Source organism: Roseburia sp. AF20-18LB, from assembly GCF_003461185.1.
In the GTDB taxonomy this organism is placed as follows: domain Bacteria; phylum Bacillota; class Clostridia; order Lachnospirales; family Lachnospiraceae; genus Roseburia_C; species Roseburia_C amylophila.
In genome coordinates this window covers 477,048-489,361 of the sequence record NZ_QTWP01000002.1, presented here as the reverse complement: position 1 = coordinate 489,361, position 12,314 = coordinate 477,048, and the positions used below count along the sequence as shown (strand labels likewise).

Annotated in this window: 14 protein-coding genes; 12 read left to right on the top strand and 2 right to left on the bottom strand. The window is 38.4% G+C overall.

Annotation, left to right across the window (positions count from 1 at the left end; genetic code table 11):
- Positions 1 to 3 precede the first annotated feature (3 nt).
- From DWX65_RS06915 to DWX65_RS06895, 5 genes are read left to right on the top strand one after another with little or no spacing between them, the layout of a single operon-like run.
- Entirely contained in the window at positions 4 to 1,137 is a 1,134-nt protein-coding gene (locus DWX65_RS06915) for an FkbM family methyltransferase (RefSeq protein ID WP_118173123.1), read from the top strand.
- 2 nt (positions 1,138 to 1,139) lie between these two features.
- Positions 1,140 to 3,113, top strand: coding sequence for a CDP-glycerol glycerophosphotransferase family protein (locus tag DWX65_RS06910; RefSeq protein WP_117946035.1), 1,974 nt, complete (start codon positions 1,140 to 1,142; stop codon positions 3,111 to 3,113).
- Between the two features lie 47 nt (positions 3,114 to 3,160).
- A complete protein-coding gene (locus DWX65_RS06905) occupies positions 3,161 to 3,877 on the top strand; it encodes an IspD/TarI family cytidylyltransferase (RefSeq protein WP_117697299.1) in 717 nt (238 codons plus the stop codon).
- Positions 3,878 to 4,924: an NAD-dependent epimerase/dehydratase family protein gene (locus tag DWX65_RS06900; RefSeq protein WP_118173122.1), complete on the top strand. Its 1,047-nt coding sequence runs from the start codon at positions 3,878 to 3,880 to the stop codon at positions 4,922 to 4,924.
- A gap of 15 nt (positions 4,925 to 4,939) precedes the next feature.
- Positions 4,940 to 6,688: a 1-deoxy-D-xylulose-5-phosphate synthase gene (locus tag DWX65_RS06895; protein WP_022242917.1), complete on the top strand. Its 1,749-nt coding sequence runs from the start codon at positions 4,940 to 4,942 to the stop codon at positions 6,686 to 6,688.
- A 59-nt stretch (positions 6,689 to 6,747) separates the two neighbouring features.
- Here the strand turns inward: DWX65_RS06895 and DWX65_RS14960 are convergent, their stop codons facing one another.
- A complete protein-coding gene (locus DWX65_RS14960) occupies positions 6,748 to 7,125 on the bottom strand; it encodes a hypothetical protein (protein WP_158564713.1) in 378 nt (125 codons plus the stop codon).
- Positions 7,126 to 7,217: 92 nt separating this feature from the next.
- On the opposite strand from DWX65_RS14960, the gene DWX65_RS06885 reads away from it, so the two are divergent.
- From DWX65_RS06885 to DWX65_RS06875, 3 genes are all read left to right on the top strand, one after another.
- A complete protein-coding gene (locus DWX65_RS06885) occupies positions 7,218 to 8,432 on the top strand; it encodes a CgeB family protein (protein WP_118173121.1) in 1,215 nt (404 codons plus the stop codon).
- Positions 8,433 to 8,703: 271 nt separating this feature from the next.
- The gene (locus DWX65_RS06880; protein WP_022242920.1) at positions 8,704 to 8,970 is read left to right on the top strand and encodes a DUF4160 domain-containing protein; all 267 of its coding nucleotides are present in this window, start codon (positions 8,704 to 8,706) and stop codon (positions 8,968 to 8,970) included.
- Complete coding sequence (locus DWX65_RS06875; protein WP_242997830.1) at positions 8,970 to 9,242, top strand: DUF2442 domain-containing protein; 273 nt, start codon at positions 8,970 to 8,972, stop codon at positions 9,240 to 9,242. The genes DWX65_RS06880 and DWX65_RS06875 overlap by 1 nt, the downstream gene beginning before the upstream one ends.
- A gap of 67 nt (positions 9,243 to 9,309) precedes the next feature.
- Here DWX65_RS06875 and fliD read toward each other — a convergent pair whose 3' ends face one another.
- Entirely contained in the window at positions 9,310 to 10,611 is a 1,302-nt protein-coding gene (gene fliD / locus DWX65_RS06870) for a flagellar filament capping protein FliD (RefSeq protein WP_117697289.1), read from the bottom strand.
- Between the two features lie 308 nt (positions 10,612 to 10,919).
- Here fliD and rpmG point away from each other — a divergent pair, with 308 nt between their 5' ends.
- Genes rpmG through rplK form a run of 4 tightly spaced genes read left to right on the top strand, consistent with a single transcriptional unit; the run spans position 10,920 to position 12,301 of the window.
- Positions 10,920 to 11,069 (top strand): 50S ribosomal protein L33, encoded by a 150-nt coding sequence (gene rpmG, locus DWX65_RS06865; protein ID WP_117697288.1) that lies wholly within the window; start codon positions 10,920 to 10,922, stop codon positions 11,067 to 11,069.
- 45 nt (positions 11,070 to 11,114) lie between these two features.
- Complete coding sequence (gene secE / locus DWX65_RS06860; RefSeq protein ID WP_022242923.1) at positions 11,115 to 11,324, top strand: preprotein translocase subunit SecE; 210 nt, start codon at positions 11,115 to 11,117, stop codon at positions 11,322 to 11,324.
- A gap of 17 nt (positions 11,325 to 11,341) precedes the next feature.
- Positions 11,342 to 11,860, top strand: a complete 519-nt coding sequence (gene nusG, locus DWX65_RS06855; RefSeq protein WP_022242924.1) for a transcription termination/antitermination protein NusG — start codon at positions 11,342 to 11,344, stop codon at positions 11,858 to 11,860.
- A gap of 15 nt (positions 11,861 to 11,875) precedes the next feature.
- A complete protein-coding gene (gene rplK, locus DWX65_RS06850; protein ID WP_022242925.1) occupies positions 11,876 to 12,301 on the top strand; it encodes a 50S ribosomal protein L11 in 426 nt (141 codons plus the stop codon).
- Positions 12,302 to 12,314: the final 13 nt, after the last annotated feature.

The window sequence follows — 12,314 nt, the reverse complement described above, 5'->3', positions numbered from 1 at the left end:
AAAATGATAGAGGGAATCAGTAAACAGACAATTGAAAATTTTAACAGAATGTCTGAAAATAGAAAGATTGTGCTGGTAGGACTGGTCAATGAGAATGTGAAAAAAGCAATGTCTCTTTTTGACAACATTGAGTGTATTATTGATGGCGATACAGAACGTTGTGGCTTGCGGTATGAAGGCTTGCCGATTTATTCATATGAACATCTTTATGCACTTAGTCCGGACACACATATAATTCTTGTAACTGCCCGCACCGGTGGTGTGTATTCCGTTACAAATGCAGTCAAAGAAGTTGATACTTTTAATATTTTTTATCTCAATGTTATTGCGGATAAGTTTTTTGGATTTTTTTCCAATGAACTTTATAATAACTATGATAAAATCAGAAAAATGGAAGCAGCACTGTATGATGACCGGTCGAAGAAAATATATCGGGAAGTGGTAAGACGCAGGATAATCGGTGCAACCGGAGAATATAATAAATTAAAAACAAGAATAGACCCGCAATACCTTTATCAGGATATGTATAAGAATGTAAGCGGGAATGAAATCATTGTTGATTGCGGCGGTTATATTGGAGATAGTGTGGAGAAATTTGTCTTGGCTTTTGGCAATAAAGTTAAAAAAATATATTCTTTTGAATGCTTTGAAGATAATATTTTAAAGATAAAGGAAATGGGACAGACTCTGAAAAAAGAAGGCTGGTCGGGAGAACTGGTTGTTGCGTCTTATGCAGTGTCCGATAAAACGGATAAAATTATTTTTAATGATATTGGAAATCCGGACAGCGGTTATTTACCGGACAGCCGTTTGACGGTGCAGTATAATGAAAAATTAGCACCGATTAAAACAATTGAAGTTGAAACAAGAACAATCGATGGTTTTATACCGGAGGATGAAAAAGTTACCCTGATAAAGATGGATATTGAAGGTGCAGAGTATGATGCATTAAAGGGTGCGGAGAAAACCATAAAGAAAGATAAACCAAGATTAGCAATATCCATATATCACAATCCGAGTGATTATTGGAGAATTTATGAATTAATCCATGAGTTTTCGAGTGAGTATAAATTTGCAGTAAGACACCATCAGAATAACCATTTAGATACTGTTTTATATGCATGGGTGGAGGATTAAAAATGTTAATGGTATTTATGTCACAGCCGGATTTCGCATGTAATTGTCATGCGTTATGGAAATATGTTAAACAGCACACAGACTTTGAAACAGCCTGGATTATAAAGAAACCGGCATATTATGAAATATTGAAAGAACGTGGAATAAGATGTGCTGTTTATGATACGGTAGAGGCTAATAAAATAATAGAGAAAGCAAATGTCCTCATTGCCAATTCGTATACATTTCTTAACATAAATAAAAGAGAAGACCAGTTGCTTGTGAATGTGTGGCATGGAAGTGGCGTAAAAGCCCATGATTATTATGACCATAATTTAAATCCACGTCATCTGATAAAACTGAAAAATTATTTTGGAAAAGTTGACCTTATGTGTGTACATAGTTTGGATGACAGATTTAAACTTGCTGCAATGCTAAACTTTGACTTACGAAAAATTTATGTTACAGGGCAGCCCCGCCTGGACTGCGTGAAAAAGTCAGATGGAAAAGGGATATTAAAAAAAGTGTTGGGAGAAAAGATATCGCGATATGAACATCTCATCTTTTTTGCACCATCCTATCGTTCCAACATGAGCTGCCATGCCGGAAAGATTTTTTCTGACAACATTTTTCGACTGGATGATTTTGACAATCAGGCGTTGGATGAATTTTTAACCCGCAATCATGCGGCGCTTGTATATAAGCTTCATCCGATTGAACAGACAGCATTCTTAGGCAGGAGTTTTGAAATGTCAGAGCATTGTTACGAGCTGACGGATGAAATGTTGTTTAAAAAGGATGTCAGATATGATGAAATATTAAATAGCTTTGATGTTATGGTAAGTGATTATTCCTCCATAGTATATGATTATCTTTTGCTGAACCGACCTGTTGTATATCTTCTTCCTGATTTTGAAGAATATAAAAATGCAAAAGGATTTGTATTTCATAACATATCTCTTTATATGCCGGGTGAGAAGGTATATGATTTTAAAAATCTTCTGAGTGCATTGGATGAAGCGTTTGTAAATCCGGATAAATATATTGATTTAAGAAATAATGTTCTTCTGAACAGATTTGATTATACTGATGATGGTTCGGCAGAACGCTGTTTTCAGCAGATTATGAACTTTAAAAAGCTAAATGATGAGTATATCCCATACCAGAGCGATGCAAAGACTGTGCCGCCAACCGTTGCGGAACAGATTGCAAAATATGTTGACAGCAGTAAGTATTATCTTATCGATAGCAGAAAAAAATATGACGATAAAGAAAAGCTTCTGGATGAAATTAACAGCGCAGAAAAAGTATATTATATTACTTCAGAAATACCCCCGGAATTCAGAAGCGTGAGTGCGAAAAATTCATACCGGATTGTTGACATTGAATTATTCGAGGAAATGAAAAATAATCCGAAGGTGAATATTGCACATATTATGGGTGGTGTGGATTACGAAAAGTTCTGTGTGGAAAGTACAACTGCTGAGAATAAAAAGAAGAGAATCGGTTTTGCAGGAACTATTGATAACCGGATATATTTTTCAATGGTTCAGTGTATCTGCGAGGAGTTTTCTGATTGCGAGGTTGTATTTGCAGGAACGATTATAGGAGATTACCCGGCGTGGCTTGGTGGTTTTGACAATCTTACTTATATCGAAGCGGAATATGATAAATTACCTGAGATTATCAGTTCGTTTGATGTGACAATTCTTCCCATCTTTGGAGGCCATAAAAAAACTGTGCCAATAGAATTGTATCAGTATCTTGCCTGTGGAAAAAATGTAGTAGCATCAGAGATAGAAAATCTGCCAGAATGTGAGGCTGTTTTTACAGGAAAATCAACATCTGAAGTGATAGATAATATAAGACTTATACTGTCGGGTGATTTACAGGAGAAGAACGTGGAAGCAGCAAGGACGGTTGCATTGGAGTATGACTGGAAGAAAGTTGCCAAAGATATGACAGAGGATAAATACAATTACAGCTTTACGAAATAAGGATAAATGCAGATAAGTATTGTTTGAATATGTGTATGGAGGGAAAAATGACAGATGTGATTATACTTGCCGGAGGAATCGGCAGCAGATTAAAGTCGGCGATACCAAAACAGTTTATAGAGATAGATGGCTGTCCGATTATTGTACATACGATAAAAAATTTTCAGGACAATGCAAATATTGATCATATTATAATTGTCTGCCTGGAAAAATGGATAGAGTATACGAAAGAAATTGTAAAGAAATATCATCTTGATAAAGTGACGGATGTTGTTCCGGGAGGAGAAACAGGACATATCTCCACCAGAAATGGAGTCTATTTTTTGAAAAACAGATTGTCGGAGGATGACTATGTAATTATCCATGATGCGGCCAGACCAATTGTATATCAGGATATTATCGATGATTTGATTGAAAAAGCAAAAGCCAATGGAAATGCCTGCAGTGCTGTCTCCTGTTACGAAACGGTTGTCCTGACAGAAAACCGGACATCAGGCAAAGAACAGATAGACCGTAACCGGATCGTAAGAGTTCAGACACCGCAATGCTACAACTACGGACTGATAAAATCACTCTACGAAAAAGCAGACAAGGATAATCGGGAAGACTTTGTTTATGCCAATATTCTTGCGATGAACTATGGCGTAGAGATTTATTTTTCCAAAGGAACAAATAACAATATTAAAATTACAACCAAGGATGATATCGCATTGTTCCGTGCACTGCTTTATTATATCAACAATGCCGAAGGTGAGGAGAATTAAATGGTATTAAGTTTACTGGAAGAACAGGAGTATAAAAGATACATAGAGGCATTTGATTTTTCAAAATATGTAAGAGATAAAACATTTCTAATAACTGGAAGTGGCGGAATGACGGGACAGGCAATGATAAAGTGGATTTTATATCTGAATAGTAAATTTCAGACAAATGCAAAAATATTTGCTTCAACCCGTAATCCAAAACACATCCCGGACTATATTGATGGTTCGGAAAACCTTGTAATGTGTGAGTTTGGAAAAGAAGAAGAAACTATTGGAGACGAGAAGGTTGATTATATCATCCATGCGGCTTCGCCGACAGAGAGAGATTTTTTTCTAAAATACCCGGTTGAGACCTATAAGGTTATTGTGGATGGAACAGCACATATGCTGGAACTGTGTGAGAAGAAGAAAGCGTCCTTTATACTGCTTTCGTCAGTAGAAGTGTATGGTGCATACAACAGTAAGGAAGCAATTGATGAAAAAAAGGTCGGAGCGGTTGACAGCCTGAATATTCGAAGTGGTTATCCTCTGGGGAAAAAAGGAGCAGAATTTTTAACCTATTCTTATTGCAAAGAATATGGCTGCAATGCGAAAATTGTCAGAATTTCTGCAATTCAGGGACTTTACCAGCCATACAATGAACTGCGCATCTATAATGAAATAACAAGATGCATCATGGAAAATAAAAATCTGATTATGAAGTCTGATGGAAAAAGCAAGAAGAGTATTATTTATACCTTGGATGCGGTTTCCGGAATTTTTAAAACCTTGTTTGAAGGTGAAAAGGGAGAGGTCTATAATCTAACCAACCCGGATACCTTTTTAACAGTAAATGAATTTGCGGAAAAGATATTTGAAAAATTTAATGACAAAGTGCATATAGAATTTGACATAGGCTCAGAGAGTGAAACAGGATATCTGCCGCATTTGGAAATTCTTCAGGATACAGAGAAAATATTAAAACTGGGATGGAAACCGATTACAGACTTGTACAGGATTTATGAAATCGACCTGAAGAGATGGAATTTTTCCTGGGGAGAAAAGTAAAGAAAGGATTTGCCTGTGTATATTGAAAAGATAAATACTCCGGAAGATATAAAAAAATATAACATAAATGAATTAGAAGTATTGGCACAAGAATTAAGAGAAGCAATCATAAATAAGGTGAGTGATTGCGGCGGACATCTTGCTTCCAACCTTGGCATTGTAGAGCTGACCATAGCCCTTCATTATGTTTTTGATGCACCAAAGGATAAGTTTGTGTTTGATGTTTCCCATCAGACCTACTGCCATAAAATGCTTACCGGAAGAAAAGCCGCTTTTATTAAAAAAGAAAATTATAAAGATGTCACAGGATTCAGTAATCCAAAAGAAAGCGAGTATGATTTATTTGCCCTTGGACATACTTCTACTTCCGTTAGTCTTGCGTGTGGACTGGCAAAAGCAAGAGATTTAAAACACGATTCGGAAAATGTGATTGCCGTTATAGGAGATGCTTCATTGGATGGCGGAGAAGCATTTGAAGCACTTAATTGTGCAGCGGAAATCAACAGTAACCTGATTGTGGTAATTAATGATAATGAAATGTCTATTCCGGAAAACCACGGAGCGTTGGGACGGCACTTAAAACAGTTGAAAGAATCCGCTGGAAAGCAGAAAGATAATTTCTTTAAAGCCTTGGGATTTGAATATCATCTGATTGAAAACGGAAATGACCTGGAATCCGTTATAAAAGAATTGGAAAGCGTAAAAGACACCAAAGTTCCTGTGGTTGTCCACGTTTGCACCCAAAAGGGAAAAGGCTATAAGCCGGCGGAAGAAAATAGTGAAAACTGGCATTGGGCAAGACCTTTTGACAAAGAGACCGGAAAAAATAAGAATGCCGGAATAGGCGAAAACTATGGAAATATTGTCGGAGAACATTTACTGAACAGAATCCAAAACGATCCGGAAGTTGCAGTAATAGCAGCATCCACTCCCATATGTATTGGCTTTGATAAAACAAGAAGAGAACTTGCGGGAAAACAATATATCGATGTAGGAATTGCAGAGCAGAATGCGGTTACAATGGCGGTGGGAATGGCAAAAAGAGGCTGTAAACCGGTATTTGCAACGAATGGTACTTTTATCCAAAGAGCATATGACCAGATTGAACAGGAAATGTGTATCAATCAGATACCGGCAACGATGATTGTAACCCATGCGTCTGTTTTCGGACACCACAATGACACACATATTGGAATTTTGGATATTCCATTACTTGCCAATATTCCGAATTTAACTTATTTGGCACCTGTGAATAAGGAAGAATATCTTGCTATGCTGGATTGGAGCATCGACCAGAAGGAGAAGCCGGTAGCCATAAGAGTGCCATGGACCGGAGTTAAGCACAGCGATTATGATGTGGCAGAAGAGTATGATAAAGTGTCCTATATGGTTATGCAAAAAGGGCAGGATGTATGTATCCTTGCACTTGGCGGATTTTATGAGCTGGGTGTTAAGACGGCGGCATTGATAAAAGAAACAAAGAATATACAGCCGACAATTATAAATCCAAGATTTATTACAGGCCTGGATGAGAACAGACTTGACTGGGTACTTGAGAATCACAAGATTGTTGTAACCATAGAAGATGGAATACTAAGCGGTGGTTTCGGTTCAAAAATTGCGCAGTATTATTCGGACAAAGATATTAAGGTTTATAATTTTGGATTTTCCATGGATATACCAAGGACATATGAGCCGGCTGAACTCATGGCTGAAAATTCGTTGACGGAAGAAAAAATCGTTGAAAAAATATTTCACCGGTAGATTCATTGGAAGGCATATCATAAAATGCAGCTCCTGTGTAACGCAGGAGCTGTTTTTTATCACTTCTGATTATTTAATTGATTTACTTCTTCTATCGAAAGATTGCAAAGTTTTGCGATTTCCTTTGCATCAAACTTTCCTGTTTTTAAAAGACGAAGGGCAGTATCGGTAGAAGCTTGCTTTAATCCCTGCTCAACACCGGCGTCAAATTCGGCTTTTCTCAGTTTTTTCTCTTCTTCAACTTTATCGTATTCAAAAATACTCATAGCAATTACCTCCGCCTGATTCTTCCTAAGAAAATCTGCCAGAATATTTTCTTGAATGCATTCGGTGACAGCCTTTTGTACGGCATCATCCAAAGGCATCTGTTCTGCAAGGAAACGAACCTTTGCAACATAGAAAGTGCCATATAGATTGTATAATATATGCTTTTTCACATTTTAACATAGCAAAAAGATTTGGACAAGAAGAAAAAATGTTATATACTAATTGTAAATAAAAAGGCAATGAAAATAAAAGGAGCCACCCCATGAATATTTTGGTTTACCGCTGGAATTCCTACAACTACATAGACATCATTGCAACATTCCAATCCATGGGACATCAGGTGGATGTAATTGAGCAGGAACTGGAAAGCTATGATGAGGATGAATCGTTTGCGGCACGTTTGCATGGCATCTTGCAGCAGAAAGACTATAGCTTTGTATTTACGGTAAATTATTTTGCAGTGATTTCCGGAGTATGCCAGCAGATGGGGATAAAGTATGTATCCTGGAGCTGTGACAGCCCGTTGCTTAGCATGTATCACAAGAATGTATTCTTGGACTGCAATTATTTCTTTCTCTTTGATAAGACCAATTATCTGGAATTCAAGGGAATGGGCATAAAACATATCTGGCATCTGCCGCTGGCAGTGGATACGAACCGGCTGGATGAGCTATTTGCACAGGATACTATGGATAAAATGCAGTTAGCAGAAACAGATAGTGGGAATGCCTCAAAACATTCGGTGCGGGATTTTGCAGGCGGGATTTCTTTTGTAGGAAATTTATATGAGAAGAACAGCTATGATGAACTGGAAAAAAGGTTCCCGGAATATTTGCGGGGTTATTTTGATGCTGTCATGGAGGCACAGCTTAATATCAGCGGCGGCAATATAATCGAACCGATGTTGACTGCGGATATCTTAGAGCGTGTATCGGAATATTTTGAACTGAAGAAATCGAAGGATTCTTTTTCTGATCTGGGGCTGGTATTTGCAACAACGGTGCTTGGATTTAAAACTGCTTCTTTGCAGCGGCAGCGTGCATTGCTGGCGCTGGTGGCTAAATTCCCGGTAAACCTTTATACAAATACAGGCGGAGATACTTTGCTTCGGGTAAAGAATTGCGGCTCAGTAGATTATTGGTCGGAGATGCCGAAGGTATTCCACTATTCGAAAATCAATCTTAATTTTACGATTCCGAATATCAAGAGCGGGTTGCCTCTACGGATTTTTGATGTACTTGGTGCAGGTGGATTCCTGTTGACCAATTATCAGGCAGAATTACCGGATTATTTTGAAATTGGAAAAGATTTGGCTTGCTTTGAATCCGAAGCAGAACTGGTAGAAAAATGCAGCTACTATCTTACCCATGAGGAAGAACGGCAGCAGATAGCAAAGAACGGTTATGAGAAAGTGAAGAACTGCTGCAGCTATCGGAAACGTTTGAAGTTTATGTTGGAAAAGATTGGGGAGGAGTAGAAGATAGTGGATTTATAAAAAAATTAGAGACGCTTTACAGTGTTTTTAGAAACTTGTATTGTATATGCTTCGACGGTTATGTTACAATAGCTACGAGGCATATTTTTTCATAATTTTGGCAATATGCAAAAAGGAATCCGTATAATGCCTCATTTCATAGAATCAATGAACACATCTTATATTTCTTGAAAAATTCATGCTTTAAACTCACAGAAAAAGCAGGATTTTTTTAGAAAACTCCTGTGAAAAATTGCATAGGAGGAAGAATGAAATGCCCGCATTATCAATGTTTTATGGAATTATTGTACGCATGCAGAGTGAAAAAGGTGGAAAACATAGTAAACCACATATTCATGCGTTGTATGGAGAAGAGGAAATTGTAGTTTCGCTGAATGGAGAAGTATTGGAAGGCAAGTTCCCTAATCGGCAGTTAAAAATGCTATTGGCATGGATGACAATCCATGAAGATGAATTATATGCCAATTGGAAAATGCTAAGTGAGGGAGAAGGCTATTTCCGGATAGCTCCATTAAAATAATGGAACAGAACAAGGAGGATATGAAGATGCTTAGACCAACGGCTACAAGCGTTCGGGCGGAAGAAGGTTATATTCTTGATGTTGAATTTGATAATGGAGAAAGAAAACGGTTTGATGTTAAACCATATATAAAAGGTTCGTGGTATGGGAAATTGGAGAACCCGGATTACTTTAGAAGGGTAAGAACAGATGGATATACTGTTGTATGGCCGGAAGGTCAGGATATCTGTCCAGATGAATTGTATACACAAAGCACCAGTTTCGCAAAATAAAGAACATAACCTGCTACCGGCGGCAAAAAAATAAGACCTGATTTTTTCCACATGTAAAAGTCAGGTCTTATAAATATTTATCCAGCATCAAACCAGAGTACATAGACGTAATATAAGGTGTGGCAAAATTCTTGCCCGGGTTCTTGTAAGCAACAATTACTTTGTCCACGTACTGCATCGGATTTAAGGAAGCCTGGTTGGCTTTTACGCTTAAAGCATTCTTAAAGCGGTTTAATACATGGAAACTCTCGGTGGCATCATCCGATTCGACAGCGTCCGCCAGTAAATCCCGGTCAACGGAAATAGTAGAATCAGAATTTATAATAAGTCCGATGGCTTCAAAATCATTTTTAAAATGCTGTGCAACACCGCTCATATCAGAAAGCAGCTTCTGGCTGGTCGGCTGCGACTCGCGGTATTCATTAGCGGTATCCACCATGGAATTATAGGAATCCACCAGTTCCTGAATATTATCGGCAACGGCATCCACATTTGCTTTAAAACCAAGGGTAGCAGGTCTGCCTTCCGGGCTGACCGCTTTCAGGTGTACTTCAAAAGTATTGTTGATGGTAAACGTATTGGAATAGGAACTGTGTTCCGTACCGTTTAACAGAAAAACGGAATTGGAAGCTGCATCCGTAACCTTGTTAATACCAAGCTTATCCATTGCCTGTATGGATTCGTTAGAAGTTCCCGGCAGAATCTGGAACAGAAAATCTTCGTCATCCTTAAGACCGGTCTGTCTGGAAGTTAAGACCAGGGCACTGTGGCCGGAGTCATCTTCTTTAACATCTGCATGAATGCCAATGCTGGCAGTATTGAAAAGCTTTGCCAGCTTATCCTGGACACTCCGGTTGGTATCATCCGGATTTACATTGAACTGGAACTCATAGGAAGCACTGCTGGTATTCAGATCAAAGGAATAACTGCCTGGTTTAAAAGCAAGCTGGTCATCCTTTAAGTAATTACCGTAGTTTAACTGCGGAGAAGCAAGCTTCTTGATTTCCATCTGAAAGCTGTTGGTATTCTCGCCGGAATCTCCGTTTCCAATATAATCTGCATCAACAATATCATCCTGATCAGAAACGGCAATTTTTTTCTGAAAAGCCTCTGCAAGACTGTCACCGGTGGATAAAGAAGCAATGACATTTTTTAAATCACGGGCATGCTCTTTGATATCAATAGCAAACTTCTGTGCATCAGCAGAATCTTTTATTTTGTAAAGAGGGGATTCTTTATTGATTTTTACAATATTATTGTAAACAGAGCGCAACTCACTCTTCTTGTGGGAATCATACCGGGAAACGGTAGACTTGCCATAAGTTGTAAGATAATAGTTATACATATTATCAAGAATAGCAGATGCCATAAATAACCCCCTCCTTTCTTCCATGAAATGTGCATCTTCTTAATGCCGGGGTATAGTAAAATCCATTTATACATATCTAATATAGCATAAAAATAAGAAAAAGTCATCTACAAGATATACAAAAAATGTTGCAAAAACGCTAGATTTTGTGGTAATATATGTACTGGATTACAAGTTTACAGAGAATGTGAAAAAAGAGTTGACGCTCCATGTGGTTTGTGCTATCATAGACTAGCTTGGAAGTAAGTCTTTTTTTATGCCTAAAAATAGGCATAGAAAACACAAAGAAAGTAATGGAGGTGGAAGTTGTGCGCACAAAGATTACATTAGCATGCACAGAATGCAAGCAGCGTAATTACAACATGACAAAAGACAAGAAAGCTCATCCAGACAGAATGGAGACAAAGAAGTATTGTAGATTCTGCAAGACTCATACATTACACAAAGAAACAAAATAATTTGTGAATGCGTGACAATGAGCAAAAAGAAAAGGAAGTGACAAAATGGGAGAAACCGAAAACAAGAACACAGCAGTAAAAGAGAGCTGGTTCGCCGGTCTTAAGGCTGAATTCAAAAAAATCATTTGGCCTACAAAAGAATCACTTGCCCGTCAGACAACAGCAGTTGTTATTGTGTCAGTTGTACTTGGTCTGATAATTACACTTCTGGATACAATCATCCAGTACGGTGTGAATTTTCTAGTGAATTTATAATGGAGGCATAGGTGATTATGGCAGAGGCACACTGGTATGTAGTTCATACCTATTCAGGTTATGAGAATAAGGTCAAAGCGAACATCGATAAGGCAATCGAGAACCGGCATTTAGAAGAGCAGATACTCGAAGTCAGAGTACCGATGCAGGATGTTGTCGAGCTTAAGAACGGTGCGAAAAAGCAGGTTCAGAAGAAAATGTTCCCGGGATATGTGCTTATCAATATGGTCATGAATGATGATACCTGGTATGTGGTAAGAAATACCAGAGGCGTAACCGGATTTGTTGGACCGGGATCTAAGCCGGTACCACTCACTGACGCTGAAATGAGACCACTGGGAATCAAGTCAGACAACATTGTCGTAGATTTCGATGAAGGCGATACCGTCGTTGTAATCGGTGGTGTGTGGAAGGACACCATCGGTGTTATCCAGCGTATGGATCACGGAAAACAGATTTGTACGATTAATGTGGATTTATTTGGCCGGGAGACTCCGGTCGAGATTAGTTTTTCAGATGTAAAGAAGATGAATTAAAGGAGGCAACCTCAAATGGCAAAGAAAGTAGAAGGATATATCAAATTGCAGATTCCTGCCGGCAAAGCAACTCCGGCACCACCTGTTGGACCTGCTTTAGGTCAGCATGGTGTGAATATTGTGGAATTCACAAAACAGTTTAATGCAAAAACAGCAGATATGGGAGATACAATCGTTCCTGTAGTTATCACTGTTTACGCAGACAGAAGCTTCAGCTTCATTACAAAAACTCCTCCAGCAGCAGTACTGCTGAAAAAAGCCTGCAACTTAAAGAGTGCATCTGCAACTCCGAACAAGACAAAAGTTGCAAAGATTTCTAAAGCTAAGCTTCAGGAAATCGCTGAACTGAAAATGCCAGACTTAAATGCTGCATCTGTTGAAGCTGCAATGAGCATGATTGCAGGAACAGCAAGAAGTATGGGAATCGAAGTAGAGGACTAGATGGAAACGTGGG

Excerpts from the sequence above, each read along its gene's own strand:
- rplK (WP_022242925.1), top strand. The coding sequence starts at position 11,876 with ATGGCAAAGAAAGTAGAAGGATATATCAAATTGCAGATTCCTGCCGGC.
- DWX65_RS06905 (WP_117697299.1), top strand. The coding sequence starts at position 3,161 with ATGACAGATGTGATTATACTTGCCGGAGGAATCGGCAGCAGATTAAAG.
- DWX65_RS06900 (WP_118173122.1), top strand. The coding sequence starts at position 3,878 with ATGGTATTAAGTTTACTGGAAGAACAGGAGTATAAAAGATACATAGAG.
- DWX65_RS06910 (WP_117946035.1), top strand. The coding sequence starts at position 1,140 with ATGTTAATGGTATTTATGTCACAGCCGGATTTCGCATGTAATTGTCAT.
- DWX65_RS06915 (WP_118173123.1), top strand. The coding sequence starts at position 4 with ATGATAGAGGGAATCAGTAAACAGACAATTGAAAATTTTAACAGAATG.
- DWX65_RS06885 (WP_118173121.1), top strand. The coding sequence starts at position 7,218 with ATGAATATTTTGGTTTACCGCTGGAATTCCTACAACTACATAGACATC.
- fliD (WP_117697289.1), bottom strand. The coding sequence starts at position 10,611 with ATGGCATCTGCTATTCTTGATAATATGTATAACTATTATCTTACAACT.
- DWX65_RS06875 (WP_242997830.1), top strand. The coding sequence starts at position 8,970 with ATGGAACAGAACAAGGAGGATATGAAGATGCTTAGACCAACGGCTACA.
- nusG (WP_022242924.1), top strand. The coding sequence starts at position 11,342 with ATGGCAGAGGCACACTGGTATGTAGTTCATACCTATTCAGGTTATGAG.
- DWX65_RS06880 (WP_022242920.1), top strand. The coding sequence starts at position 8,704 with ATGCCCGCATTATCAATGTTTTATGGAATTATTGTACGCATGCAGAGT.
- secE (WP_022242923.1), top strand. The coding sequence starts at position 11,115 with ATGGGAGAAACCGAAAACAAGAACACAGCAGTAAAAGAGAGCTGGTTC.